Annotated in this window: 22 protein-coding genes, 1 tRNA gene and 1 riboswitch; of the genes, 10 read left to right on the plus strand and 13 right to left on the minus strand. The window is 70.9% G+C overall.

Going from position 1 to position 24768, the window contains the following annotated elements; genetic code table 11:
• The first annotated feature begins 6 nt into the window (after positions 1 to 6).
• Complete coding sequence (locus tag ACWDYJ_RS13750) at positions 7 to 396, plus strand: hypothetical protein (RefSeq protein WP_451565711.1); 390 nt, start codon at positions 7 to 9, stop codon at positions 394 to 396.
• 317 nt (positions 397 to 713) lie between these two features.
• Here the strand turns inward: ACWDYJ_RS13750 and ACWDYJ_RS13755 are convergent, their stop codons facing one another.
• On the minus strand, positions 714 to 2099 hold the full coding sequence (locus ACWDYJ_RS13755; RefSeq protein WP_451565731.1) for a cystathionine beta-synthase: 1386 nt from the start codon (positions 2097 to 2099) through the stop codon (positions 714 to 716).
• Between the two features lie 134 nt (positions 2100 to 2233).
• Here ACWDYJ_RS13755 and ACWDYJ_RS13760 point away from each other — a divergent pair, with 134 nt between their 5' ends.
• The 3 genes from ACWDYJ_RS13760 (at position 2234) to ACWDYJ_RS13770 (ending at position 6020) form a co-directional block, all read left to right on the plus strand.
• The gene (locus ACWDYJ_RS13760) at positions 2234 to 3268 is read left to right on the plus strand and encodes an SGNH/GDSL hydrolase family protein (RefSeq protein ID WP_451565712.1); all 1035 of its coding nucleotides are present in this window, start codon (positions 2234 to 2236) and stop codon (positions 3266 to 3268) included.
• Between the two features lie 292 nt (positions 3269 to 3560).
• The gene (locus ACWDYJ_RS13765) at positions 3561 to 4781 is read left to right on the plus strand and encodes an acetyl-CoA C-acetyltransferase (protein ID WP_451565713.1); all 1221 of its coding nucleotides are present in this window, start codon (positions 3561 to 3563) and stop codon (positions 4779 to 4781) included.
• A gap of 399 nt (positions 4782 to 5180) precedes the next feature.
• Positions 5181 to 6020 (plus strand): hypothetical protein, encoded by an 840-nt coding sequence (locus tag ACWDYJ_RS13770; protein ID WP_451565732.1) that lies wholly within the window; start codon positions 5181 to 5183, stop codon positions 6018 to 6020.
• Here ACWDYJ_RS13770 and ACWDYJ_RS13775 read toward each other — a convergent pair.
• Positions 6004 to 6345: a hypothetical protein gene (locus ACWDYJ_RS13775; protein ID WP_451565714.1), complete on the minus strand. Its 342-nt coding sequence runs from the start codon at positions 6343 to 6345 to the stop codon at positions 6004 to 6006. The genes ACWDYJ_RS13770 and ACWDYJ_RS13775 overlap by 17 nt on opposite strands.
• 101 nt (positions 6346 to 6446) lie before the next feature.
• Between ACWDYJ_RS13775 and ACWDYJ_RS13780 the strand changes: the two genes are divergently transcribed.
• Complete coding sequence (locus ACWDYJ_RS13780; protein WP_398564625.1) at positions 6447 to 6677, plus strand: DUF4287 domain-containing protein; 231 nt, start codon at positions 6447 to 6449, stop codon at positions 6675 to 6677.
• Between the two features lie 134 nt (positions 6678 to 6811).
• Here the strand turns inward: ACWDYJ_RS13780 and ACWDYJ_RS13785 are convergent, their stop codons facing one another.
• Positions 6812 to 7666: a Bax inhibitor-1/YccA family protein gene (locus ACWDYJ_RS13785; RefSeq protein ID WP_451565715.1), complete on the minus strand. Its 855-nt coding sequence runs from the start codon at positions 7664 to 7666 to the stop codon at positions 6812 to 6814.
• A gap of 135 nt (positions 7667 to 7801) precedes the next feature.
• Positions 7802 to 7883: transfer RNA gene (locus ACWDYJ_RS13790), tRNA-Leu, on the minus strand.
• 456 nt (positions 7884 to 8339) lie between these two features.
• Here ACWDYJ_RS13790 and ACWDYJ_RS13795 point away from each other — a divergent pair.
• A complete protein-coding gene (locus tag ACWDYJ_RS13795; protein WP_451565733.1) occupies positions 8340 to 9104 on the plus strand; it encodes an ABC transporter ATP-binding protein in 765 nt (254 codons plus the stop codon).
• Between the two features lie 84 nt (positions 9105 to 9188).
• Positions 9189 to 11744 carry an ABC transporter permease gene (locus ACWDYJ_RS13800; protein ID WP_451565716.1) on the plus strand — a complete coding sequence of 852 codons (2556 nt, stop codon included), beginning with the start codon at positions 9189 to 9191 and terminating at the stop codon, positions 11742 to 11744.
• 86 nt (positions 11745 to 11830) lie between these two features.
• Here ACWDYJ_RS13800 and ACWDYJ_RS13805 read toward each other — a convergent pair whose 3' ends face one another.
• Together ACWDYJ_RS13805 and ACWDYJ_RS13810 are read right to left on the minus strand one after the other, a co-directional pair.
• Positions 11831 to 13219: a class I SAM-dependent methyltransferase gene (locus ACWDYJ_RS13805; protein WP_451565717.1), complete on the minus strand. Its 1389-nt coding sequence runs from the start codon at positions 13217 to 13219 to the stop codon at positions 11831 to 11833.
• 194 nt (positions 13220 to 13413) lie between these two features.
• Complete coding sequence (locus tag ACWDYJ_RS13810) at positions 13414 to 14799, minus strand: NAD(P)/FAD-dependent oxidoreductase (RefSeq protein WP_451565718.1); 1386 nt, start codon at positions 14797 to 14799, stop codon at positions 13414 to 13416.
• Positions 14800 to 15330: 531 nt separating this feature from the next.
• Between ACWDYJ_RS13810 and ACWDYJ_RS13815 the strand changes: the two genes are divergently transcribed.
• A complete protein-coding gene (locus tag ACWDYJ_RS13815) occupies positions 15331 to 15603 on the plus strand; it encodes a type II toxin-antitoxin system Phd/YefM family antitoxin (protein ID WP_451565719.1) in 273 nt (90 codons plus the stop codon).
• The gene (locus ACWDYJ_RS13820; RefSeq protein WP_451565720.1) at positions 15600 to 15869 is read left to right on the plus strand and encodes a type II toxin-antitoxin system RelE family toxin; all 270 of its coding nucleotides are present in this window, start codon (positions 15600 to 15602) and stop codon (positions 15867 to 15869) included. The genes ACWDYJ_RS13815 and ACWDYJ_RS13820 overlap by 4 nt, the downstream gene beginning before the upstream one ends.
• Before the next feature lie 59 nt (positions 15870 to 15928).
• On the opposite strand, the gene ACWDYJ_RS13825 is transcribed toward ACWDYJ_RS13820, so the two are convergent.
• From ACWDYJ_RS13825 to ACWDYJ_RS13855, 7 genes are all read right to left on the minus strand, one after another.
• The gene (locus ACWDYJ_RS13825; RefSeq protein ID WP_451565721.1) at positions 15929 to 16882 is read right to left on the minus strand and encodes a Ppx/GppA phosphatase family protein; all 954 of its coding nucleotides are present in this window, start codon (positions 16880 to 16882) and stop codon (positions 15929 to 15931) included.
• On the minus strand, positions 16879 to 17418 hold the full coding sequence (locus ACWDYJ_RS13830) for a DUF501 domain-containing protein (protein WP_451565722.1): 540 nt from the start codon (positions 17416 to 17418) through the stop codon (positions 16879 to 16881). Before ACWDYJ_RS13830 ends, ACWDYJ_RS13825 begins: the two co-directional genes overlap by 4 nt.
• A gap of 74 nt (positions 17419 to 17492) precedes the next feature.
• The gene (locus tag ACWDYJ_RS13835) at positions 17493 to 17981 is read right to left on the minus strand and encodes an FtsB family cell division protein (protein WP_451565723.1); all 489 of its coding nucleotides are present in this window, start codon (positions 17979 to 17981) and stop codon (positions 17493 to 17495) included.
• A 212-nt stretch (positions 17982 to 18193) separates the two neighbouring features.
• Positions 18194 to 19486 (minus strand): phosphopyruvate hydratase, encoded by a 1293-nt coding sequence (eno, locus tag ACWDYJ_RS13840; protein ID WP_451565724.1) that lies wholly within the window; start codon positions 19484 to 19486, stop codon positions 18194 to 18196.
• A 252-nt stretch (positions 19487 to 19738) separates the two neighbouring features.
• Positions 19739 to 20443, minus strand: a complete 705-nt coding sequence (locus tag ACWDYJ_RS13845) for a transglycosylase family protein (RefSeq protein WP_451565725.1) — start codon at positions 20441 to 20443, stop codon at positions 19739 to 19741.
• Positions 20444 to 20445: 2 nt separating this feature from the next.
• A riboswitch (cyclic di-AMP (ydaO/yuaA leader) is annotated at positions 20446 to 20616 on the minus strand.
• A 276-nt stretch (positions 20617 to 20892) separates the two neighbouring features.
• Entirely contained in the window at positions 20893 to 21954 is a 1062-nt protein-coding gene (locus tag ACWDYJ_RS13850; protein WP_451565726.1) for a transglycosylase family protein, read from the minus strand.
• 114 nt (positions 21955 to 22068) lie between these two features.
• A complete protein-coding gene (locus tag ACWDYJ_RS13855; RefSeq protein ID WP_451565727.1) occupies positions 22069 to 23343 on the minus strand; it encodes a cytochrome P450 family protein in 1275 nt (424 codons plus the stop codon).
• Between the two features lie 115 nt (positions 23344 to 23458).
• Between ACWDYJ_RS13855 and ACWDYJ_RS13860 the strand changes: the two genes are divergently transcribed.
• Complete coding sequence (locus tag ACWDYJ_RS13860) at positions 23459 to 24664, plus strand: globin domain-containing protein (protein ID WP_451565728.1); 1206 nt, start codon at positions 23459 to 23461, stop codon at positions 24662 to 24664.
• The last annotated feature ends 104 nt before the right edge of the window (positions 24665 to 24768 follow it).

Genomic DNA, 24768 nt, shown 5'->3' on the forward strand with positions numbered 1-24768 from the left:
GGGGGGATGACAGCGCACTCCCCACAGGCCCATGACCTCAAGAAGGAACTCGACGCCACCATCGAGGCCCGGCGGGAACTCGGGCCCGAGTACGAGTCCGCGCTGGTGGACTCGTTCGTGGAGAAGGTCGACACCCAGGTCCGGCGCCGCCTCGCCGAGGAACGCCTGCTCACGGCCCGGGGCGGCCCGCCCGCGGCCGGATCGGCGGTCGGCGACTTCGGCGAGCGCTTCGGGTTCGCCGTCGTCACCCTGATCCTCGCGATCCCGCTCTCCGCGATCGCGGCGGCCCACGCGGAACTGAGCGGCCTCCTGGTCGCCTGGGGCGGCATCCTGGGCGTCAACTTCATCCACGCCGCCAAGGGCCTCCGGCGCCGGGACGGGGACCCCCGGGACTGACGCACCGGACCGAGCCGGAAAGACACCGAGCCGGAAAGACAAGGCGGGAACCGCCGCACCCCCGGTTGCCCGGGGGGCGGGACGACGGCGGTTCCCGCGTGGGACACGGGCCGGGTCAGGGCCGGCCGCGCCCATGGCGCACACGCGGTCCGGGAGCCGCTCCGGAAGTGCGTGACACCGTTCGTGGTGCCGGCCGGGGCGGGTACCGCCCCTGCCGACAACCACCACGGTGCCGGAGCCGTGTTAAGCCGGTGCTGCCGCCACGTGTCGGGCCCGTACCGTTTGCGCGACGGGCCCGGACCGTGCGAGCCGCAGGGCTACTTGGCGCCCTTGGCGAGGAAGGCCAGCAGGTCCTGACGGCTGACCACGCCGGTCGGCTTGCCCTCGACCAGCACGATCGCCGCGTCGGCCTCGCCGAGCACCGCCATCAGCTCGGACACCGGCTCGCCGGAGCCGACCTGCGGCAGCGGCGAGCTCATGTGCTTCTCCAGCGGGTCGCCGAGGGAGGCCCGCTGCGCGAACAGCGCCGCCAGCAGTTCCTTCTCCACCACCGAGCCGATGACCTCGGCGGCCATCACGTCCGGGTGACCGGCGCCCGGCTTGACGATCGGCATCTGCGAGACGCCGTACTCGCGCAGGACCTCGATGGCCTCGCCGACGGTCTCCTCGGGGTGCATGTGGACGAGGGAGGGGATGCCGCCCTCCTTGTCGTTCAGCACGTCGCCGATGCGCGCGGCGGGGCCCGCGTCCTCGAGGAAGCCGTGCCCGGCCATCCACTCGTCACTGAAGATCTTGCTGAGGTAGCCGCGGCCGCTGTCCGGCAGCAGGACGACGACCACGTCGTCCGGGCCGAGGCCCTCGGCGGCGCGCAGCGCGGCGACGACCGCCATGCCGCAGGAGCCGCCGACCAGGAGGCCCTCCTCCTTGGCGAGGCGGCGGGTCATCTGGAAGGAGTCCTTGTCGGACACCGCGATGATCTCGTCGGTCACGTTCGGGTCGTAGGCGGTCGGCCAGAAGTCCTCGCCGACGCCCTCGACGAGATACGGGCGGCCGGAGCCGCCGGAGTAGACCGAACCCTCGGGGTCGGCGCCGATGACCTTGACCTTCCCGCCGCTGACCTCCTTCAGGTAGTTGCCGGTACCGGAGATCGTGCCGCCGGTGCCGACGCCCGCTACGAAGTGGGTGATCTTCCCGTCCGTCTGCTCCCACAGCTCGGGACCGGTGGTCTCGTAGTGCGAACGGGGGTTGTTCGGGTTGCTGTACTGGTCCGGCTTCCAGGCGCCCGGCGTCTCGCGCACGAGGCGGTCGGACACGTTGTAGTACGAGTCCGGGTGCTCGGGGTCGACGGCGGTCGGGCAGACGACGACGTCGGCGCCGTACGCGCGCAGCACGTTGATCTTGTCCAGCGACACCTTGTCAGGGCAGACGAAGATGCACTTGTAGCCCTTCTGCTGGGCCACGATGGCGAGTCCTACGCCCGTGTTGCCGCTGGTCGGCTCCACGATGGTGCCGCCGGGCTTGAGTGCTCCGCTCTGCTCGGCGGCCTCGATCATCCGTACGGCGATCCGGTCCTTCACGGATCCACCGGGATTGAAGTACTCGACCTTCGCAAGGACGGTGGCCCGCAGGCCTTCGGTCACACGGTTGAGCTTCACCAGCGGGGTGTTGCCGACGAGGCTGATCATCGAGTCGTGGAATTGCACCATGTTCTCCAAGAAGAGGACTCCACGGGTTCTCCGGGAGGTCCGGCCAGAGTAAGCGGAAAGGGATTGGCCGACCGGCGTTACGGGGCAGGTAGGTCATCAGGGCCAGGCAGGGAAGCGAGGTGGCTCGAAGGGTGTCCAGGGCGAGGACGGCCCGCCGGATCGCGGCGGGCGCGGCGTACGGCGGGGGCGGACTCGGGCTCGTCGGTGCCGCCGCGGTGGGGCTGGTGCTGGCGGAGTTGCAGTTCGCCAAGCGCACGGTGGGCACGGGGCTGCCCGATCCGCCGCGCGCCGACGGGCTGTACGGGAGTGAGTTCGGTGGTCCCGAGTTTAGTCCCGGCCCGCTGCGGCTGGGGATGCTGGGCGACTCGACGGCGGCCGGGCTCGGCGTACGGCGGGCCCGGCAGACGCCGGGTGCCCTGCTGGCCTCCGGGCTGGCGTCGGTGGCCGAGCGGCCGGTGGAGCTGCGGAACGTGGCGCTGTCGGGAGCCATGTCGGACGACCTGGACCGGCAGGTGGGGCTGCTGCTCGATGGGGACGGCCCCCCGCCCGACGTCTGCGTGATCATGATCGGCGCGAACGACGTGACCCGGCGGATGCCGCCGACCCAGTCGGTGCGGCTGCTGACGGCGGCCGTACGCCGGCTGCGGCTGGCGGGCTCCGAGGTCGTGATCGGCACCTGCCCGGACCTGGGCACCATCGAGCCGGTCTACCAGCCGCTGCGCTGGATGGCCCGCCGGGTCTCCCGGCAGCTGGCCGCGGCCCAGACGATCGGCGTGGTCGCGCTGGGGGCCCGTACGGTGTCGATGGGCGACCTGCTGGGGCCGGAGTTCGCGGCGAACCCGCGGGAGATGTTCGGCCCGGACTCCTACCACCCGTCGGCCGAGGGGTACGCGACCGCCGCCATGGCGGTGCTGCCGACGCTGTGCGCGGCGCTGGGCGTGTGGCCGGAGTCGGACCGCCTGGACGTCTCGCGGGACGAGGACATGCTGCCGGTGGCCAAGGCCGCGTCCGCTGCCGCGGGGGAGGCGGGCACCGAGGTCACGGCCGCCCGCGGCCCGTGGGCCCTGCTCAAGCACCGCCGCAGACGGCGCGTCCCGGGCGAGGAGCTCCCGCAGCCGGAACCGAAGCCGGAGGACTCCCCGAACCGCGTCACGGAGGGAGCCTGACCCCTCCAGGGGCCGCCACGGCGCTGCCCGGCCGCCGGCAGGCGGCGATGGCGCCCGAGCCAGCGAGACGGCCGACGGAGGGCCGGAACATCGGCCCGGAGCCGGCGAGGTCGGCGGCGTGTCGGGGCGCCGGAGGCCGGGACGCATCGCGGGCCGTGGTGCGGGGTACCTGCCGGTCATCGTGCGGAGCGACCGGCATCACACGGCGAGGGCAGTGACCTCGACCGTACGGGGCGGTAACTTCGCTTGCGGTCCGCTAAGAGCCGCAACACACCACCCCTTGGGAGTCCCGATGCCCGAAGCCGTCATCGTTTCCACCGCCCGCTCCCCGATCGGGCGCGCCTTCAAGGGGTCCCTCAAGGACGTCCGCCCGGACGACCTGACCGCGACGATCATCCAGGCCGCCCTCGCCAAGATCCCCGAGCTGGACCCCCGCGAGATCGACGACCTGATGCTCGGCTGCGGTCTCCCCGGCGGCGAGCAGGGCCACAACCTCGGCCGGATCGTCGCCGTGCAGATGGGCATGGACCACCTGCCGGGCTGCACGATCACCCGCTACTGCTCCTCCTCCCTCCAGACCTCCCGCATGGCGCTGCACGCCATCAAGGCGGGCGAGGGCGACGTCTTCATCTCCGCGGGCGTCGAGATGGTGTCGCGGTCGGTCAAGGGCTCCTCGGACGGCCTGCCGGACACCCACAACCCGCTGTTCGCGGACGCGGAGGCGCGGACCGCCGCCGTCGCGCAGAGCGAGGGCGCCTCCTGGCACGACCCGCGCGCGGACGGCCTGATCCCGGACGCCTACATCGCGATGGGGCAGACCGCCGAGAACCTGGCCCGGGTCAAGGGCGTGACCCGCCAGGACATGGACGAGTTCGGCGTGCGCTCGCAGAACCTCGCCGAGGCCGCCATCAAGAACGGCTTCTGGGAGCGGGAGATCACCCCCGTCACCACCCCCGACGGCAACGTGGTCAGCACGGACGACGGCCCGCGCGCCGGAGTGACCCTGGAGGGCGTCCAGGGCCTGAAGCCCGTCTTCCGCCCCGACGGCCTGGTCACGGCCGCCAACTGCTGCCCGCTGAACGACGGCGCCGCCGCCCTCGTCATCATGAGCGACACCAAGGCCCGCGAGCTGGGCCTGACCCCGCTGGCCCGGATCGTCTCCACCGGCGTCACCGGCCTCTCCCCCGAGATCATGGGCCTGGGTCCGGTCGAGGCGTCCAAGCAGGCGCTGAAGCGGGCCGGCCTGACGGTCGGCGACATCGACCTCTTCGAGATCAACGAGGCCTTCGCGGCCCAGGTCATCCCGTCGTACCGCGACCTGGAGATCCCGCTGGACAAGCTGAACGTCAACGGCGGGGCCATCGCCGTCGGTCACCCGTTCGGGATGACCGGTGCCCGTATCACCGGCACCCTGATCAACAGCCTCCAGTTCCACGACAAGCAGTTCGGCCTGGAAACGATGTGTGTGGGCGGGGGCCAGGGCATGGCGATGGTGATCGAGCGGCTGAGCTGAGCCGTAGCGGAGGGTAGGGGCCGCCCGAGGAACGAGGACGGCACCTGCCCGCAGCGGTGGCGAAGATCAGCGCGACCAGCGAGAAGAGCGGCTGAGCTGAGCCGTAGCGGAGGTTGGGGCTGAGCCAAGCCCCCCAAGGGATCCACGGGATCCGGGCGTCGTAACTGACACCGATTCCAATCCCCTCGCGGCCGACCTGTGACCGAATCTCCCCCAGGATGTGACCTTTGTCCTGGGGGAGTGGCATGTCCGCAGGTCAGCGCGGTACGGGTGAGTCCCGTGTGACCAAAGCCCTGTCCAATTCATGACGTAATGCACTGCACGCCATTCCCAGGCCGGGACACTCTGATGTAGGAAGTCGGGGGATCGAATCACATCAGGAGTTAGTCAGTGAGCGCCATGCCTCTTGCCCTGTTGCTGACCACGGCCGCTGCCACGGCCGTGGGCGCTGCTGCGCTGCACGCCGTCCACGGACTGCGCAAGCAGGTCGCGGCCCTGCGCGGTGAGCTGGCGGTGTCGGCCCATCCGCGGGCCGCCGCCGCCGTCCCGCACGCCCGCAGCGCCGTGGAGTCCCCCGCCGCGGAGATACGAGCCGCCGTGGCCGAAGCCCTCGCGGAGGAGCGGGAGCGGGAGCTGGCCGAGGCGCGGGCCTTCTGGGCCGCGCAGGAGGCCCGTGACTCCGCCGACGCCCCCTCGCTGCTGGGCGGCCTGCCCGGCCTCGGCGAGGACAGTCCGGTCTTCCTGCCCCGGCAGGCGGACCTGGTCGGCCTGGAGCACCTGGAGCACCTGGAGCCGGTGCTCGGCGAGGACTTCGCCGAGGACTACCCGGAGGATTCGGCCGAGCTGGCCGCCGCCCGTCGGCGTCACCCCTCGCACCCCGACTTCGTCCCGGTCCAGTCCTCGCACCACAGCGCCGGCGCCGGCGCCGACCACGAGCGCACGGTCAGCCGCCTGGAGGAGCTCGCGGAGTCCCGTACGGCCCTCGCGGACGTCCGCCCGGGCCCGCTGGGCACCCTGGACGTGTACGTCTTCACCGACGGCACCACGCTGTGCATGACCCCGGGCCACCGGGAGACGGCGGAGCGGCTCGCCGAGGCCCTGCGTTCGGGCACCGCGCCGGTCCTGCTGGGCGGCTCGGGCATCTCCGGCGCCTACGCGCTGACCTTCTCCTGCGGTGACGCCGAGGACCCCGACAGCAACGTCTACATCCTCGCGGACCGCGTCATCGCGTCGCTCTGACTTCCGCCCGCTCCACCAGCGCCACGGCCTCGTCCAGCATTCCGGGCGGGGCCGCTGTCGTACGCAGTGCCTCGGCGAGGTCCAGCCCGGTCACGGCCACCTGGTCACCCACGACGAAGATCCCCGCGTCCGGCACCACGCGCGCCGGAGCCGCCCCCGACCCCGCGGACACCGCGGCCTCCAGCCGCTGCGCCCGTACGGCCAGCTCCCGGGCCAGTTCCAGCGCCTCGGCGGCGGCCCCCCGCTGGAGCCGGCTCTGCGGCGCGGCCCGCAGCCAGTCGGCGAAACGTTCCACGGCGGCGGTCAGGGGTGAGGTATCGAGCACCCGGCCGACCTTACGCGCCGCCCCGGCACCATTGCCAACAGCCGAACTCTGCGGCACGGTGACGTGAAGAGAACAGCACGGCGACAAGTCCGGAGGCGCCCATGTCCGTAGAGTTCTCCGAGCAGACCCACCGCAACATGATCGACAGAATCCCCCAGACCACCGGTCGTGAGCTCTCCGACTGGCTCCGTACCGTCGACGAGGGCCCTTCGCTCGTCCGGTTCGAGGAGAAGGTCAGCTGGCTGCGCGGCGCGCACGAACTGTCGTACGGCCAGGCCAAGGCGATCATCCACGAGTACGACCTGCGCAGAGCCGCGCGCCGGTTCGGCTGAGCGCCCCGAGGTCACGCCCCCGATCCCTCCGATCCCTCCGCCCCCTCCCGACCCCCAGACGCGGGAAGGCCCCGCGAGCGGTGTGCTCGCGGGGCCTTCCCCATGCCGTAGCCGTCGTACGGCTACCGGTCCGACTAGTCGTCGCCCGAGAGGATCTGGAAGATGCGCAGCATCTCCAGGTAGATCCACACGAGGGTCATCGTGAGGCCGAAGGCCGCCAGCCAGGCCTCCTCGCGCGGGGCGCCGTACGCCACGCCGTCCTCGACCTGCTTGAAGTCGAGGGCGAGGAAGCAGGCGCCCAGGATGACGCCGATGACGCCGAAGAGGATGCCGAGGCCGCCGCTGCGGAAGCCGAGGCCGTCACCGCCCGCGAAGACCGAGAACAGCAGGTTCGCGAGCATGAGCAGCATGAAGCCCATGGCCGCGGCCATCACGAAGCCGGTGAAGCGCCGGTTGACGCGGATCCAGCGCATCTTGTAGGCGAAGAGCACGCCCGCGAAGACGCACATCGTGCCCATCACGGCCTGGATGACGACACCGGCACCGAAGTAGGTGCTGGTGGCCGAGCTCAGGACGCCGAGGAAGACACCCTCGAAGGCCGCGTAGGCGAGGATGACCGCCGGCGAGGCCTTGCGCTTGAAGGACTGGACCATGGCCAGGACGAACGCGATCAGTGCCGCGCCGATGGCGATGCCGTACGACTTGCCGATGTTGGCGGGGTCGACGGGCAGCGCGAGCCAGGCGATGGTCGCGGTCAGGACGACCGTGCCGAGCGTCATGGCCGTACGGCTCACGACGTCGTCGATGGTCATCACATTGGCGCGGACCGGCGCCGCCGGCATCCCCGTGGTGGGGTCGGTGGCGTAAGGATTCGTCGCGTACGGGTTGGTCGCGGTCCCGGCCTGCGCGTGCTGCGCCTCGAAGCCCGCGTAGCCGCCGTTGTCGCGGCTGAACCCCCGTCGCGAGAAGACCGGGTTACTGCTCCTCATCTCACTCCTCCATGGCCACCGTGCGCAGCCTTGCGTCAAGAGTAATGCGCTCGCAAAGAAAGCACCCTACTGCTGGAGGAGGATCTTAGGAGATGACACGGCGAACCGCAGAGGATGAACGGGAGGGCTGCTGAGTGCCCGGAGCCGGACTTGAACCGGCACGGCCCGAGGGCCAGCGAGGTTTAAGCTCGCCGTGTCTGCATTCCACCATCCGGGCAAGGCGCCGCGGGCCCCCGTGAAAAAAGCCTTGAACGCTGGGCCGAGCCTATCCGGAACGGCCTCCGCCCCAGAGGGCCGTCTATCCGATGTTGTCTGATTTTATTGGCGATTGAGGGGGCGTCAGACCCGATAAGTCACGGTGGGCACCGTTCCGGGCGACGCCCTCCCGCGGCCAGGGATTGACGGGATTTCGCCGCCGCGCGCCACCCTGCCCGCCGCCCCGCGCCACCCCGTGCGCCACCCCCGGGCGGGGAGCCCGCCGCCGCGCCGCCGGCCGACCGGCCTCAGGGCTTCTGTCATACCAAAGGAGGAGACGGCCGGGGCCGCAGTCAGCCTCCAGTGGGCCCGCGAACGGGCACCTCGGCTGATCCGGAGCGGTGATGCCCGCGGCGACGATGGAACGGTCCCCGTCCCACGCAGACAGCCGCTCGACAGGAGTCCCCCCGTGACCACCATGAACTACGCCCCGCACACCACCCAGGCCGTGGCCGCCCGCGCCACCCAGCTCTCCAAGGTGTACGGCCAGGGCGAGACCCAGGTGGTCGCGCTGGACAACGTCTCCGTCGACTTCGGCCAGGGCCAGTTCACCGCGATCATGGGCCCCTCCGGCTCCGGCAAGTCGACCCTCATGCACTGCGTCGCCGGCCTCGACACCTTCTCCGCCGGCTCCGTGCGCATCGGCGAGACCGAGCTCGGCAGCCTCAAGGACAAGCAGCTGACCCAGCTGCGCCGGGACAAGATCGGCTTTATCTTCCAGGCCTTCAACCTGCTGCCGACCCTGACGGCCCTGGAGAACATCACGCTCCCCATGGACATCGCCGGCCGCAAGCCCGACAAGCAGTGGCTGGACACCGTGATCCGGATGGTCGGCCTGTCCGACCGCCTCGGCCACCGCCCCACGCAGCTCTCCGGCGGCCAGCAGCAGCGCGTGGCCGTCGCCCGCGCCCTGGCCTCCCGCCCCGAGATCATCTTCGGCGACGAGCCGACCGGAAACCTCGACTCCCGCTCCGGCGCCGAGGTCCTCGGCTTCCTGCGCAACTCGGTCCGCGAGCTCGGCCAGACCGTCGTGATGGTCACCCACGACCCGGTCGCCGCCTCCTACGCGGACCGCGTCATCTTCCTCGCCGACGGCCGCATCGTCGACGAGATGATCAACCCCACCGCCGACGGCGTACTCGACCGGATGAAGGCCTTCGACGCCAAGGGCCGCACCAGCTGAGTCGGAGCCGCAGCCCCGGCCCCCGAGGCCGGCAGCGCCCGTAGCCCTCCTGCAGACTTCCAGCCCCCAGGACTGAGATCCCCCATGTTCCGTACCGCCCTGCGCAATGTCCTCGCGCACAAGGCCCGGCTCCTGATGACGGTGCTCGCCGTCACCCTCGGCGTCGCCTTCGTCTCCGGCACCCTCGTCTTCACCGACACCCTCAAGAAGTCCCTCTCCAGCCAGTCCGCCAAGAGCTACGACGGCGTGGCCGTCTCGGTCACCTCCCACGGCCAGGGACGCAACGACGAGGGCCAGAAGGAGGGCGAGCCCGGCATCAGCCAGCAGACCCTCGACAAGGTCAAGGCCGTCAAGGGAGTCGCCACGGTCTCCGGCCGGGTCTCCGGCTTCGCCGGTGTCGGTGACGAGAACGGCAAGCTGATCGGCTCCGGCTGGGCCAACAAGGGCTCCAACCACACCCCCGTCAAGGACGGCAAGGACCCCCGCTACGCCTTCACCGAGGGCGCCGGGCCGGTCAAGGCCGACCAGATAGCCCTCGACAGGGAGACCGCCACCCAGGGCGGCTACCGGGTCGGCGACAAGGTCCGCGTCGCCACCAACGGCCCGGTCCGCGAGTTCTCCCTCACCGGCGTCTTCACCACCGAGGACGGCGCCGTCAACGCCGGCGGCAGCCTGGTGCTCTTCGACACCCGGGTCGCCCAGGAGCTCTACCTCCAGCCCGGCTTCTACGACGAGCTCTCGGTCGCCGCCACGCCCGGCACCTCCGCCGACCAGCTCCTGAACGAGATCATGCTCCTGCTCGACAGCAAGGGCAGCGCCACGGCCCAGACCGGCAAGGCGCTCGCCGCCCAGCAGGCCAAGAGCATCGAGCGCGAGATGAGCGGCATGAGCACCATGCTGCTCGTCTTCGCCGGCATCTCCCTCTTCGTCGGCGTCTTCCTGATCTACAACACCTTCACCATGCTGGTCACCCAGCGCACCAAGGAGCTGGCGCTGCTGCGCGCCGTCGGCGCCAACCGCGGCCAGGTCATGCGCTCGGTGCTCGCCGAGGCCCTGGTCGTCGGCGCGCTCTCCGCCGCCGTCGGCCTCGCGGCCGGCATCGGCCTCGCGGTCGGCATGCGCTCCCTGATGGACTCCCTCGGCGCCAAGATCCCCGCCGGTGACCTGGTGATCGCTCCGGGCACCGTCGTCGCGGCCCTGGTCATCGGCGTCCTGGTCACCACGCTCGCCGCCGTGCTGCCCGCCTGGCGCACCGGCCGGATCGCCCCGGTCGCCGCCATGGGCAGCGCCCACCTGCCGGCCTCCGCGAAGTCCCTGAAGGTGCGCAACGTCCTCGGCTCGGTCATCAGCGTCGTCGGGATCGGCCTCGTCCTGCTCGGCGTGAACACGGGCGGCGAAAACGGCCGCCTGCTCGTCGGCGGCGGCGCGTTCTTCATGCTCATCGGTCTCATCGTGCTGCTGCCGCTGCTCTCCCAGCCGGTCATCGCGGCCGTCCGCCCGCTGCTGCGGAAGGTGTTCGGCGTCCCCGGCAAGCTGGCCGCGCAGAACGCCGTGCGCAACCCGCGCCGCACCGCCGTGACCGCCGCCTCCCTGGCGATCGGGCTGACCCTGGTCACCACCCTGTCCGTGCTCGGCATCACCATGGGCAAGGCCGTGGACCGGATGAGCACGGACAAGCTGAAGGCCGACTACAAGGTCTCCATGTCCGGCGGCATGGGCAACCTGGACAAGTCGGTGGCCGAGACCCTGGCCAGGACCCCGGGCGTCACGGCGGTCTCCCCCCAGGCGGACGGCTACTTCAAGATCGGCGAGGACTTCCGGTCGGCCTCCGGCGTCAACCCGGCCGCCATCGGCGCGCTGCTGAACATCGAGGTGCTCAGCGGCTCGCTGGAGAGCCTCGGCAAGGGCGAGGTCGCCGTCGCGGAGAAGACCGCGCGGAAGCAGAAGCTCGCCGTGGGCGCCACGCTCCCGGTCCGGTTCGACGACGGCCAGAAGGCCGACCTCAAGGTCGGCGCGGTCTACAAGGACCTCGAAGGCCTGCTGTCCCCGTACGTCATCGACAACAAGATCCTCAGCGCCCACAGCGAGGAGCAGTACATCCGCGAGGTGTACGTCAACGTCGCGGGCGGCGAGTCCAAGGCCGGCCAGCAGACCGTCGTCGACGCGCTCGGCAAGAACCCGGCGATGACCGTCGCCACCCGCCAGGACATGCGCAACGAGATGGGCGGCATCATCAACCTGGCGCTGAACATCATGTACGGCCTGCTCGGCATGGCGCTGATCATCTCGGTGCTCGGCGTGGTCAACACCCTGGCCATGTCCGTCTTCGAGCGGACCCAGGAGATCGGCATGCTGCGGGCGATCGGCCTCGACCGCGGCCGGGTCAAGAACATGATCCGCCTCGAGGCCGTGGTGATCTCGCTCTTCGGCGCGGTGCTCGGTGTCGTGATCGGCGTCTTCCTCGCCTGGGCCGTCGGCACCACCCTCACCGAGTCGGTCCCCGACTACGAACTGGTCCTGCCCTACGACCGGATCGGCATCTTCCTCCTGCTCGCCGGTGTGGTCGGCGTCCTGGCCGCCATGTGGCCGGCCCGCAGCGCCGCCCGCCTGAACATGCTGACCGCCATCAAGACCGAGTAACGCGGCGGCGGCGACGGACAGGCGCGGGACACGGAAGGGCCCCGGGGCACACGCCCCGGGGCCCTTCCCTTCGCACTCCTACGGGCCTACGCGCCCCAGGTACGCGTCCTCAGCGGCATCCCGGAGGCCCCTCCGTCCCCCGGCCGTACCGCGAGGACCTGGTTGACCCCGAGGCGGCCGTGCTCGAAGCCCAGCGCGGAGGCCGCCATGTACAGCAGCCAGACGCGGGCCCTGCCCGGCGAGGTCAGCGCCACGGCCTCGTCCCAGTGGTCCTCCAGGCGCGCCACCCAGGCCCGCAGGGTGAGCGCGTAGTGCTCGCGCAGCGATTCCACGTCGCGGACCTCGAAGCCGGCCCGCTCCAGCTCGCCGACCGTGGTGCCGAGCGGCGAGAGTTCGCCGTCGGGGAAGACGTACGCGTCGATGAACTCGTCGATCGTGTACGCCTCTTCGTCGGGCTCCGGGGGCCGTGCGATCTGGTGGTTCAGCAGCCGGCCGCCGGGTGCGAGCAGGGCGTGCAGGGTGCGGGCGTACTCGCGGTAGCGGTCGGCGCCGACGTGTTCGGCCATGCCGATCGAGGAAATGGCCTCGTACGGCCCGTCCTTGACGTCCCGGTAGTCCTGGATCCGGATCTCGATCCGGTCGGCCAGACCCTCCTCGGCGATCCGCTTGCGGGCGTACGCGGCCTGCTCGCGCGAGAGGGTGATGCCGGTGACCTGGACGCCGTACTCGCGGGCCGCGTGCAGGGCCATGGAGCCCCAGCCGCAGCCGACGTCGAGGAGCCGGGTGCCGGGGACCAGGGCCAGCTTGCGGCAGACCAGGTCGAGCTTGTCGCGCTGGGCGTCCTCCAGGGTGCCGCCGGGGCTCCAGTAGGCGCAGGAGTAGACCATCGAGGGGCCGAGGACGCGGCTGTAGAAGTCGTTGCCGACGTCGTAGTGGTGGCTTATGGCGGCCCGGTCGCGGCCCTTGGAGTGCCGGGGTCCGCCGCCGCGGACGGCCTCCTCGGGCGGCGGCGCGGGCGCCGGCAACGGGCGGGCCAGCGCGACGAGCTCCCGTACGGCGGCCCGCGCCTCCGGGTCGCGCAGTAACGCGAAGGTGTCGGAGGCGGCGGAGGTGCGCAGGCTTCGGGGCATCAGATGCGGGCGCAGCGCGGCGAGTTTGGCCAGGCCGGTGGCCGGGGCGGGCCCGGCGGGCGGCGCGGCGGCCGGCGCGCGCTCCCAGAGCAGGCCCGCGACCCGGTCCAGCAGCTCGAAGAGGTCGCCGTCGACGGTCAGGTCGCCGGCGACCCAGGCGCGGGCCAGGCCCAGTTCCCCGGGCTTCCACAGCATGCGGCGCAGGGCGCGCCGGTGGGTCAGCACCAGGGTGGGGCCGGTGGGCGGCCCGGCTTCACTGCCGTCCCAGGCCCGTATGCGGACGGGCAGGGGGGCGCCCAGCAGGGTCTGGGCGAGAGCGGCCAGCCGCGGCGCGGCGTCGGTCATCGTAGGCACCTCCAGAAAGCTTCGACCGAACGGCCTACCCATTCCGGAGCCCCGCCAATCAGCCCCGGCGCGGGGCGGGCCGGGACACGCCGAAGGGGCCGCCCGCACCACGGATGGCGGGCAGCCCCTTCGGGGACGTGCGGGTCGTGCTGGTCGTGCCGGTCCTGCTCAGGGGCCTTTCGGCCCCCGCCGGATCAGGAGGCCTTGGCCTTCTGGGCCGGAGCGGTGGCGGCGGCCGGAGCCGGCGCCGGCTTGGCGGCCTCGTAGAACTCCTCGCGCGGGGTCTCCAGCGCACCGAGGGAGACGACCTCGCGCTTGAGGAACATGCCGAGGGTCCAGTCGGCGAAGACGCGGATCTTGCGGTTCCAGGTCGGCATGGCCATGCCGTGGTAGCCACGGTGCATGTACCAGGCGAGCCGGCCCTTGAGCTTGATCTTCATCTTGCCCATGACGATCATCGCGACGCCCTTGTGGAGGCCGAGGCCCGCCACCGCACCCTTGTTGGAGTGCGAGTACTCCTTCTGCGGGAAGCCCCGCATGCCGGAGATGACGTTGTCGCCGAGGACCTTGGCCTGGCGCAGCGCGTGCTGGGCGTTCGGCGGGCACCAGGCGTTCTCCACGCCGGCCTTGCGGGCGGCCATGTCCGGCACCTGGGCGTTGTCGCCGGCGGTCCAGATGTAGTCGGTGCCGGTGACCTGGAGGGTCGGGGTGGCATCGACGTGGCCGCGCGGGCCGAGCGGCAGGTTGTAGCGGGCCAGCACCGGGTTGGGCTTGACGCCGGCGGTCCACACGAGGGTGTTGGAGTCGACCTCGAGGCCGTTCTTCAGCACCACGTGGCCGTCGACGCACGAGTCCATGGAGGTGTTGAGGTAGATCTCGATGCCGCGCGACTCGAGGTGCTCCTTGCCCCACGTGCCGAGCTTGGGACCGACCTCGGGGAGGATCTTGTCGGCCGCGTCGACCAGGATGAAGCGCATGTCCTCGCGCTTGATGCTGGAGTAGTACTTCACGGCGTCGCGGGCCATGTCCTCGACCTCGCCGATGGTCTCCGCACCGGCGAAGCCGCCGCCGACGAAGACGAAGGTGAGGGCCTTGCGGCGGACGTTCTCGTCCGTCGTGGACTCGGCCTTGTCGAGCTGCTCGAGGACGTGGTTGCGCAGGCCGATGCCCTCTTCGACGCCCTTCATACCGATGCCCTGTTCGGCGAGGCCGGGGATCGGGAAGGTGCGGGAGACGGCGCCGAGCGCGATCACCAGGTAGTCGAAGGGCAGCTCGTACGCCTCGCCGACCAGCGGCGTGACGACGGCGACCTTGCGGTCCTGGTCGATGCTGGTGACGCGGCCCGTGAGCACCTCAGCCTTGGGGAGCACGCGTCGCAGCGGGACGACGACGTGCCGAGGCGAGATGCTGCCTGCGGCCACTTCGGGGAGGAAGGGCTGGTAGGTCATGTACGAGCGCGGGTCGACGACCGTGACGGTCGCCTCGCCGTAACGCATCTTCTTCATGATGCGCTTGGCTGCGTACAGGCCTACGTACCCACCTCCTACAACGAGGATCCTGGGACGCTCCGTGGTGCTCATGGAACGAGTATCCAGCACCCAATGGGGTGCCGCTCGTGAGCCCCTTCACAAGCAGTCGGAGAGCCTCTGTTACACTCCGCGACCCACGTGACCCAGGTCATGGCGCACAACGGGAACCACGGTGTAACGGGAGTCGTTGTTCACCCGTCCTGAACTGGCTTCCAGGCCCTTAAGCGGATTGAACCAGAGGGCTTCGTCCATACCTCTGACGCGGAACCCGTCGCGTCCGCTCTTCGTACGAACACCTGCGGAACAGGGCCTCGGGACCCCGGAAGGGGCCTGAAAGGGCCTCCGATTGCCCCAACAGCCGTCTTTTCCTTGTGAAGAACTTCACGAACTTCATTCGGAGGAGGCCCCTCCAGGCCATCACGCACCCACCGCGCGGGCCCGGCACTACCCGCATTCCGCCCATGCCGGACACGTCTCGCCGCCCCGCCCGTCCGGCCCCGACAGGATCGAAACGAGGTGGCGAACGGATCGCAGAGCTGTGCCCGCAAGACGCGTGTACACATCTCGGCGTACACTGCAGGCATGAGTGAGAACGCTGTGACCGTGCGCGAAGCCCGCGCCCACCTCGCGGACCACATCAACCGCGCCGAAGAGGGCGCTCCGACCATAATCACGCGGAATGGCGCCCCGGTGGCCGCCCTCATCCCCATCGCGGACTTCAACGCGCTCGAAGAGGCGGCCGACGAACTGCTCGCACGCGAGGCTGAGGCCGTGCTGGCCGAGGGCGGCCCGACCGTGACCATGGCCGAGCTGCTGGCCGACCTGTTCAGCGAACGGGGTGACAGCGCGCCGTGAAGTACGCGTTCCGCTTCACTACCGCGGCGCAACGGCAGCTGCGGGCGATCGACAAGCCTGCCGCAATGCGCATCCTCGCCGCACTGACCGCGCTGGGAGACGATCCGTACCGCGAGGACGCCGACATCAAGAAGCTCACCGGACCCTCCGGCCTCTACCGGCTCAGGGTCGGCAGCTACCGAATCGCTTACCAAGTCCTGGACGGCGAACTCGTCGTCCTCGTCGTCAAGGTCTGGGACCGTCGCGACGTCTACCGCGGCATCTGAGCGAGCGGGGCGGCCCGGAGTCCCAGGACTCGGGGCCGCCCCGCCTCGGATCCGCATCGTCAGGCGTCGGCGGACGCCGCGCTCCAGGCGATGCCGTCCAGGATGTCGTGTTCCGAGACCACGACCTCCGAGGCGCCGATGCGGTCCATGATCGCGAGGAGGACCAGGGCGCCCGCGCCGATGACGTCGACCCGGCCCGGGTGCATCACGGGGATGGCCGCGCGTTCGGCGTGGGTCGTCGTCAGCATGCGGTCGCTGATCTCGCGGACCTTCTCGTACGGGATCCGGGAGTGGTGGATCGCCGACGAGTCGTACTCCGGCAGGTCGAGGGCGATCGCGGCGACCGTGGTCACCGAGCCCGCCAGGCCGACCAGGGTGCGGGCCTCGGCCAGCGGGACCGTCTCGGCGGCCAGGTCGAGGGCCGCCTCGATGTCGGCCCGTATGGCGGCGACCTGGTCCTCGGTCGGCGGGTCGGTGACGTGGCCGTCCACCACCAGGTGGCGCTCGGTCATCCGTACGCAGCCCACGTCCACGGAGCGGGCGGCGCGTACGTGGTCCTCGCCGACCACGAGCTCCGTCGAGCCGCCGCCGATGTCCACCACCAGGAAGGGCCGTTCGAGGTGCTCCCGCCCGATCAGTTCCTTCGTGGCGCCGGTGAAGGAGAACTCCGCCTCCTGGTCACCGGAGATCACCTCGGGCTCGACGCCCAGGATGTCGAGGACGCCCTGGACGAACTCGTCCCGGTTCTCGGCGTCCCGGGAGGCGGACGTCGCCACGAAGCGCACCCGCTCGGCGCCCAGGTCCTTGATGACCGCCGCGTACTCGCGGCAGGCCGCGAAGGTGCGCTCCAGCGCCTCGGGTGCGAGGCGGCCGGTCTGGTCCACGCCCTGGCCGAGGCGGACGATGGTCATCCGCCGGTCGAGCTCGACCAGCTCGCCGGTGGACGGGGTGCAGTCCGCGACGAGCAGGCGGATGGAGTTCGTACCGCAATCGACGGCCGCGACGCGGGTCATGCGTCCGCTTCCGTCTTCTCGCCGCACGGGGTGACGCACGGGCCCTTCGCCCACCACTCCGGCAGCATCGCCAGGGCCTCGTCGCCGAACGGGTTCACGCCCGGTCCCGCGGCCAGCGAGTGGCCGACCAGCACGTGCAGGCACTTGACCCGGTCCGGCATGCCGCCGGCGCTCGGGAAGCCCTGGAGCACCTCGATGGCGTCCCGGCGGCGGATGTAGTCCTCGTGGGCGGCCTGGTAGGCGGCGGCGAGTTCCGGGTCCTCGGCGAGCCGGGCCTGCATCTCCTTCATCACCCCGTTGGCCTCCAGGGTGCCGATCGCGGAGGCCGCGCGCGGGCACGTCAGGTAGTACAGCGTCGGGAAGGGGGTGCCGTCGGGCAGCCGCGGGGCGGTCTCGACGACGTCCGGCTGCCCGCAGGGGCAGCGGTGGGCGATGGCGCGCAGTCCGCGCGGCGGGCGGCCGAGCTGCTGCTCGAACGCCTCGATGTCCGCGTCGGTCGGCTCGGTCCGGTCGGTCTGGGGCGGGGGCGTCTGCATGCCTGGAGGAAGTCTCTTCGTTCGCGGTTCTATGAGGATGGGGAGGGGTGCCGGGGCCGGGCCGCCGAAGCGGCTCAGCCGGCGGGGCGGTCGGCCTTGTCCACGCCGTCCCAGACGTTGGAGTACCAGGGGCGGTCGGAACCGGCCTGCCCGTCGCGGCGGGGCGCGGCGGCCTCGGAGCCGGGGTCGTTCATGATGTAGCCGATCTCCCCCGGGCGCAGGAAGTGCAGGTGCTTGCGCGCCTGCTGTTCCGCGTAGGCAGGGTCCTGCCAGCGGGCCTTCTCGTCGCGGAGCTGTTCGAGGCGCTTGCGCGCGTCGTCGGCGGCCCGCTGCTGCTCCGCGATCTCCGAGCGCTGGGACACGTACTGGCGCATCGGGTACGCGAGGGCGACGACCAGGGTACAGAGGACGAGCACCAGCAGCGCCGCCCGGCCGGTGAGCCGGCTGCGGCGGATGTGGCGGCGGGACTGCGAGCGGTAGACGTGGGCCGCGGTCCGCTCCCCGAGCTGCTTCAGCCTGGTCGCCGTGGAGAAGGTGGAGAACCGATCCCGGTTCCCGGCCATTGATCCCGCCTCCCCTGTGTACGCGCTACGCACTACGTCCCCGCACACGGTACGGGACCGGGTGCGGGGACGTATGGAGGCTGGACGGCCTGGCTCAACCCTTGCTGTGCCTGATCAGTTCGCAGGGCGCTGTGCCTGATCAGTTCGCAGCGCTGTGCCTAATCAGTTCGCAGGGCGCTGTGCCCACTCAGTTCGCAGGGCGCTGTGCCCACTCAGTTCGCAGGGCGAAACCGGGGGAACGCCGAGCGGCCCGCGTACACCGCGGCGTCGTCGAGGATCTCCTCGATGCGCAGCAGCTGGTTGTACTTGGCGACGCGGTCCGAGCGGGCCGGGGCGCCGGTCTTGATCTGGCCGCAGTTCACGGCGACGGCGAGGTCGGCGATGGTGACGTCCTCGGTCTCGCCGGAGCGGTGCGACATCATGCACTTGAAGCCGTTGCGCTGGGCCATCTCGACGGCGTCCAGGGTCTCGGTGAGCGAACCGATCTGGTTCACCTTCACGAGAAGGGCGTTCGCGGAGCCCTCTTCGATGCCGCGGGCGAGACGCTCCGGGTTGGTGACGAAGAGGTCGTCGCCGACGATCTGGACCTTGGAGCCCAGCTTGTCGGTGAGGGTCTTCCAGCCGGACCAGTCGTCCTCGTACAGCGGGTCCTCGATGGAGACCATCGGGTACGCGGAGACGAGCTCCTCGTAGTACTCGGTCATCTCGGCGGCCGTGCGGGACTTCCCCTCGAACTCGTACAGGCCGTCCTTGTAGAACTCGGACGCGGCGACGTCGAGCGCGAGCGCGATGTCCTTGCCCGGGACGTAACCGGCCTGCTTGATGGCCTCGACGATGAGGTCGAGCGCGGCGCGGTTGGACTCCAGGTTCGGGGCGAAGCCGCCCTCGTCACCCAGGCCGGTGGAGAGGCCCTTGGTGTGCAGGACCTTCTTGAGGGTGTGGTAGACCTCGGCACCCCAGCGCAGCGCCTCGGAGAAGGACTCCGCGCCGATCGGGGCGATCATGAACTCCTGGATGTCGACGTTGGAGTCGGCGTGCGACCCACCGTTGAGGATGTTCATCATCGGAACGGGCAGGAGGTGCGCGTTCGGGCCGCCGAGGTAGCGGAAGAGCGGGAGGTCCGAGGCCTCGGACGCGGCATGCGCGACGGCGAGGGACACGCCGAGGATGGCGTTGGCGCCGAGCGAGCCCTTGTTCTCGGTACCGTCCAGGTCGAACATGGCCTGGTCGATCAGACGCTGCTCGGTGGCGTCGTAGCCGACGAGCTCCGGGCCGATCTGCTCGATGACGGCGAGGACGGCCTTCTCTACACCCTTGCCGAAGTAACGGCTGGGGTCACCGTCACGAAGCTCGATGGCCTCGAATGCACCGGTGGAGGCGCCGGACGGAACGGCAGCACGGCCGGTGCTGCCATCGTCGAGGCCCACCTCGACCTCGACCGTGGGGTTGCCTCGGGAGTCCAGGATTTCCCGGGCTACGACGACGTCGATGGACGGCACGAGCATCTCCTTCTGGGATGTGACGCTGGGTGTGCGGTGGCGTGTGGGCCGTGGGACGGCCTTGCCGACTAGAGCCTAACCGGATCCGGGCACTGGGCCGGCCTACCGCCCGGGTCCTGGGACGAAAAAGGGGCTGAATACCCCTGTTCCCGGACATAGGGATCCGGCGACGAGGCTGGACACGCCGCCGCCCGGCGCGTGGGGGGATACGCGCCGGGCGGTGGGATGGTGCTGGTGTGTCAGGTGTTACGCCGGGATTCAGCTGAGCTTCAGCTTCTGGCCCGGGAAGATCAGGTCGGCGTCCGAGACGATGTCCTTGTTCAGCTCGAAGAGCTTCTCCCAGCCGCCCTTGACGCCGTTGGCCTCGGCGATGGTGCCCAGGGTGTCGCCCGACTTGACCTCGTACGAGCCGTTCCCGGTCTTGGGGGCCTCGGTCTTCGGAGCGGTCGGCTTCGGAGCGGTCGGCTTCGGGGCCGGCGCCTCGGAAGGCTTGGCCGTCGACTTCTTCGTCTCGACCTTCGGCTTCACGGTCTCGGCCTTCTTCGTCTCGGTCTTCGGCTTGGCGGCCTCGGCCGCGCCGCCGGTGTACGCGGCGTTGGTCAGGCCGACGCCGCAGTGCGGCCACGCGCCCTTGCCCTGGCCCTTGAGGACCTTCTCGGCGATGGCTATCTGCTGGGCCTTCGACGCCTGGTTGGCCTGCGCGGCGTACGCCTTGCCGCCGTAGCCGGCCCACGTGGAGGCCGAGAACTGCAGGCCGCCGTAGTAGCCGTTGCCCGTGTTGATGGCCCAGTTGCCACCGGACTCGCACTGCGCGACCTTGTCCCACTGGGACGCGGTGGCGGCGCTGGCGGTGCCCGCGGCCATCAGCGGAGCCGCGACGGCGACACCGGCGACACCGGCGAGCGTGACGATACGAACGGCCTTGGAGCCGCGACGGTGCTTGCCCTTGCCGGAAAGCAGCATGGTCTTCTCCTCACCGACGCCTTCGAGGTGAGCTGTCGGGTTCGGGCGGATGAGTTGCCCGGCCACGCGACCTAGCGCGTGTCTTAACCCCAAGCCGGTACGTGCCGTCTCTCAACGGCCTTTCCCGGCGCCTACCTTGGTTCCCCCGCTCCTGCCTTCGGCGCTTTACGCGACGACTGTTCCCCCCGTCCGCCGGCAGGATTCGGCGATGCGGTCGAAGGAGCCCGCGGTGGCGAGCGATTCAGAAGGTAGACAGGTCTCCCCCCGATGTTCAACGAGCATCATCGGGGGGAAACGGGCCTACTTGCGCTCATTCCGAGCACGTTTGCGCAGGTGAGAGGCGGGTTTGCGGAAGCCTCGGGGCGAGACACGCCAGTTGACCGGAAGAGACGCATGTCTCACTTGCCGATAAGCGACATTCAGGTCTTTTCTGGGTGTCCGAACTGCCCCTATTCCAGGGTTAGATCCAGGTTCTGGCCGGGCTTGATGAGATCCGCGTCCCCGCCGATGACCTGCTCGTTGGCGGCGTAGAGCTTGTTCCAGTCGCCCTTGAGGCCACTCGCGTCCGCGATGGCCGTCAGGCTGTCGCCCGGCTTCACGGTGTACGTGGGCACCGACGCGGCGTCAGGAGCGGACGGCGTCGCCTCGGTGGCCGCCGGACCGCGGTGCTTCCCGCCGCCCTCGACCGTCCCGTCGGCCGGGGTTTCGGTGACGGCGCCCGGGGTGGCGGGGGCCGTGGGGGTGGCCGGGGCCGTCGGGTCCGGCGAGATGCCGGGGACGGGCAGGCCGGACGGGCTTCCCGGCGTGACGGGAGTCAGCGGCACGCCCGGGGCGCCGGTGGTGGCGTCCGGAGCGGTGGTCGGCGGAGCGGTCGGGTCCGTCGGCGGCATCGTGTAGTCCGGCTCGGGCATGACGGGCAGTCCGCTGATGGCTCCCAGCGGGTAGTCCGGCAGACCCGACGGGCTCGTGGCGGGGGACGTGGGCGCCGCGGCCCCGGGCACCGGCCGCGGGGTCGGGGCCCCGAAGTCCGTGGGGCCGGCGGACCCGGTGACGGGCACCGAGGCGTCCGGCCGCGTCGGAGTGGGGGCCACCGGCACGACCGGGGTCAGACCCGGGTCCACCTGGGCGGCCGGCGCCTGCTGGGTCAGCCCGGCCGAGGCCCCGCACAGCGGCCACGCCTCGGGGCCCTGCGAGGCCAGCACCCGCTCGGCGACGGCGATCTGCTGGGACCGGCTGGCGAGGTCCGGGCGCTCCGCGTAGGCGAGTCCGCCCGCGTTCTTCCACTGCTCCTGCGTGAACTGGAGCCCGCCGTAGGCCCCGCTGCCGGAGTTGGCACTCCAGGTGCCGCCGCTTTCGCAGTCGGCGACCTTGTCCCACGTGGTGGTGTCCGCGGCACTCGCGCTGGTGGCGGCGAGCAGCGGCAGGGCGAGTGCGGAGCCGGTGACTCCGGCGGTGACGACCAGGGCGGGTACCTGGCGGGGGCGTCTGTGGCGGCCGTTCCCGGAACGCATGAGGATGCACCTTTCGCATAACAGCGGGGTAACGGCAGAACCTAGCGGCCTTCGAACGATTGTCACAAGTTCGGGCGGGAACTGACTTCCGGTCAGCCGGACTTCGCGGAGGACTCAGTGGCCACCGGGCGTGAACCGGACCGGCAGGGTGCGCAGACCCCGCATGATCAGACCGCCGCGCCAGCGCAGGTCAGCGGGGGGAACGGCCAGTTCCAGATCCGGCAGGCGCGTCAGCAGGGTCGCCAGCGCCGTCTGTCCTTCGAGCCGGGCGAGGGGCGCGCCGAGGCAGTAATGGATTCCGTGCCCGTATCCGAGGTGCTGATTGTCACTTCGGGAGAGGTCCAGGGTGTCGGGGTCGGCGAACCGCTCGGGGTCGCGGTCGGCCGCCGCGAGGACGACCAGCACCGGGTCGCCGGCCGCGATGTCCTGCCCCCCGAGGGTCAGCGGCTCGGTGGCGAACCGCCAGGTCGCCAGCTCCACCGGGCCGTCGTAGCGCAGCAGTTCCTCGACGCCGGTCTCCAGCAGGGCGCTCTCGCCCGCCGCGAGGGAGGCCTGGAGGCGCTCGCGCTGGTCCGGGTTCATGAAGAGGGAGTGGACCCCGTTGCCGATGAGGTTCACGGTCGTCTCGAATCCGGCGAACAGGAGGATGAAGGCCATGGCGGTGGCCTCACCCTCCGTCAGGTGGTCGCCGTGGTCGCTCGCCCGGATCAGGTCGGAGATGAGGTCATTGCCCAGATCATCCCGTTTGCGATGGATGAGCTCACCGAGGTAGGTCCGCATCTGCTTCACGGAACGGGCCACTCCGCCGCGCGGACCCCCGCCGTGCCGGATCATCATCCCGGCCCAGTCGCGGAAGTCGTCCTGGTCCTCCCGTGGTACGCCGAGCATCTCGCAGATGGCGTAGATGGGGAGCGGGAAGGCGAACTCGTGGATCAGGTCCGCCGTTCCCTTCGCCGCAAACTGATCGATGAGGTGGTCCGTGAGTTCCTGCACCCTCGGAGCGAACTCGGCGACCCGGCGCGGGGTGAACGCCTTCGACACCAGCCGCCGCAGCCGGGTGTGGTCCGGCGGGTCGATGTTCAGCAGGTGCGTCATCAGCTCCGCCTTGCGCTCCCCCGGAATCCCGGTCCTGCCCTTGGCGTGCGCCGACCCGGCGTGGTGCGCCGGGTTCTTGCTGAGCCGCTGGTCGGCGAGGGCCTGGCGGGCGTCGGCGTACCGGGTGACCAGCCAGGCCTCGACCCCGCTGGGGAGCTTGGTGCGGTGCACGGGCGCGTGCTCGCGCAGCCACGCGTAGGCGGGGTAGGGGTCGGTCGCGAACTCCCAGTCGAAGAGGGTCGGACCCTGGGGGGAAGAGGCGTCGGCCGGGGTTGCGGAGGTCTGCTCGTGCACGCGATGACCGTATCCCGGCTCGTGGTCACCATCCGATACGGGTGGTTCGTCGCGGCTGTCCGTAGATCGTCCATCGCTTGACCTCAGCTTGCCCGACATTCCTACTTTCGGTTTTGTGGACGTGAGGATCTTGAAGAGCAGTTTCGCGGTGGTGGAGAGACGGGCCGAGCACGCCGTCAAGTTCTTCTACGCCCACCTCTTCTGGCACAACCCCGGAGTACGCGACCTCTTCCCGGCCTCCTTGGAGGACATGGAGCGGCAGCGGGACCGGCTCTTCTCGGCGCTCACCCATGTCATCACCCACCTGGAGAGCGAGACGCTCGTCCCCTATCTCCGCGACCTCGGCCGCGACCACCGCAAGTTCCTGGTGGCCCCCGAGCACTACGCGGCCGTCGGCACCAGCCTGCTCGCCGCCCTCGCCCAGGCCTCCGGCGAGGCCTGGAACCCGGCCGCCGAGAAGGCGTGGACCGAGGCCTACCAGGTGATCGCCGACGCGATGCTGAGCGGCGCCGCCACCAGTCAGGACCCGCCCTGGTGGGACGCCGAGGTCGTGCGCCACCTCCAGTACGGGCAGGACATCGGCGTCCTGACCCTGCGGCCGCATTCCCCGCTCCCCTATCTGCCCGGCCAGTACGTGAGCGTGAGCAGCGACCGCGTCCCGACCACCTGGCGCACGTACTCCCTCGGCAACGCGCCCCGCCCCGACGACACCGTCGACCTGCACGTCAGCCGGATCGAGGGCGGCCGGCTCAGCACCGCCCTGGTCCTGCGGGTCCAGCCCGGAGACCGGCTGCGGCTCGGAGCACCCGGCGGGCAGCTGACCCTGCGGCGCGACGACCGGCCCGTCACCTTCATCGCCGCCGGCACCGGATGGGCGCCCGTCCGGGCCATGCTGGAGGACCTCGCGCAGCACCCTCCCGATCAGGACGTACGGCTCTTCGTGGTCGCGCGGGACGCCGCGCACCTCTACGACCGGCCCCTCATCGACGCGTACGCCGCCGCCTGCGGCTGGCTCGGCGTCACCTACATCACGCCCGCCCCCGGGCAGCACCGCAACCAGGCCACCGAGCGGCTGGCTACCGCGCTCGGCAACCGCGCCCTGTGGCGGGAGCAGGACGTCTACCTCAGCGGGCCGGCCCCGTTCATCGAGGAGACCTCGTACCTCCTGGAGGAGCTCGGCGCCCGCCCCGACCGGCTCTTCTACGACGCGGTCCCCTCCCACGTGTCTTCCCGCGACCGCCCGCTGGGCTTCGGCGAGTGGTTCCTGGGCCGCCCCGCCCCGCACTGGCACAATCCGGCGGGGCGCGCCCCTCGCGCGTGAGGGGCGGCTGCCCTAGGGAGTGTCGTCAAAGTAGCTCCGGCCGCCCGAAGGGCGGGGCCGGTGGGGCCTGGTGCGTGCGATCGCAAGGCGGAGGAGGGAGTCGA

This window comes from Streptomyces sp. NPDC003042, assembly GCF_053591315.1.

What these genes read in the sequence shown, in the direction of transcription:
- ACWDYJ_RS13780 (WP_398564625.1), top strand. Translation starts at nt 6,447, where the DNA reads ATGTCCGTAGAGTTCTCCGAGCAGACCCACCGCAACATGATCGACAGA.
- eno (WP_451565724.1), bottom strand. Translation starts at nt 19,486, where the DNA reads ATGCTCGTGCCGTCCATCGACGTCGTCGTAGCCCGGGAAATCCTGGAC.
- ACWDYJ_RS13750 (WP_451565711.1), top strand. Translation starts at nt 7, where the DNA reads ATGACAGCGCACTCCCCACAGGCCCATGACCTCAAGAAGGAACTCGAC.
- ACWDYJ_RS13765 (WP_451565713.1), top strand. Translation starts at nt 3,561, where the DNA reads ATGCCCGAAGCCGTCATCGTTTCCACCGCCCGCTCCCCGATCGGGCGC.
- ACWDYJ_RS13830 (WP_451565722.1), bottom strand. Translation starts at nt 17,418, where the DNA reads ATGCAGACGCCCCCGCCCCAGACCGACCGGACCGAGCCGACCGACGCG.
- ACWDYJ_RS13795 (WP_451565733.1), top strand. Translation starts at nt 8,340, where the DNA reads ATGAACTACGCCCCGCACACCACCCAGGCCGTGGCCGCCCGCGCCACC.
- ACWDYJ_RS13845 (WP_451565725.1), bottom strand. Translation starts at nt 20,443, where the DNA reads ATGCTGCTTTCCGGCAAGGGCAAGCACCGTCGCGGCTCCAAGGCCGTT.
- ACWDYJ_RS13810 (WP_451565718.1), bottom strand. Translation starts at nt 14,799, where the DNA reads ATGAGCACCACGGAGCGTCCCAGGATCCTCGTTGTAGGAGGTGGGTAC.
- ACWDYJ_RS13850 (WP_451565726.1), bottom strand. Translation starts at nt 21,954, where the DNA reads ATGCGTTCCGGGAACGGCCGCCACAGACGCCCCCGCCAGGTACCCGCC.
- ACWDYJ_RS13800 (WP_451565716.1), top strand. Translation starts at nt 9,189, where the DNA reads ATGTTCCGTACCGCCCTGCGCAATGTCCTCGCGCACAAGGCCCGGCTC.
- ACWDYJ_RS13825 (WP_451565721.1), bottom strand. Translation starts at nt 16,882, where the DNA reads ATGACCCGCGTCGCGGCCGTCGATTGCGGTACGAACTCCATCCGCCTG.
- ACWDYJ_RS13835 (WP_451565723.1), bottom strand. Translation starts at nt 17,981, where the DNA reads ATGGCCGGGAACCGGGATCGGTTCTCCACCTTCTCCACGGCGACCAGG.
- ACWDYJ_RS13770 (WP_451565732.1), top strand. Translation starts at nt 5,181, where the DNA reads ATGCCTCTTGCCCTGTTGCTGACCACGGCCGCTGCCACGGCCGTGGGC.
- ACWDYJ_RS13815 (WP_451565719.1), top strand. Translation starts at nt 15,331, where the DNA reads ATGAGTGAGAACGCTGTGACCGTGCGCGAAGCCCGCGCCCACCTCGCG.
- ACWDYJ_RS13785 (WP_451565715.1), bottom strand. Translation starts at nt 7,666, where the DNA reads ATGAGGAGCAGTAACCCGGTCTTCTCGCGACGGGGGTTCAGCCGCGAC.
- ACWDYJ_RS13805 (WP_451565717.1), bottom strand. Translation starts at nt 13,219, where the DNA reads ATGACCGACGCCGCGCCGCGGCTGGCCGCTCTCGCCCAGACCCTGCTG.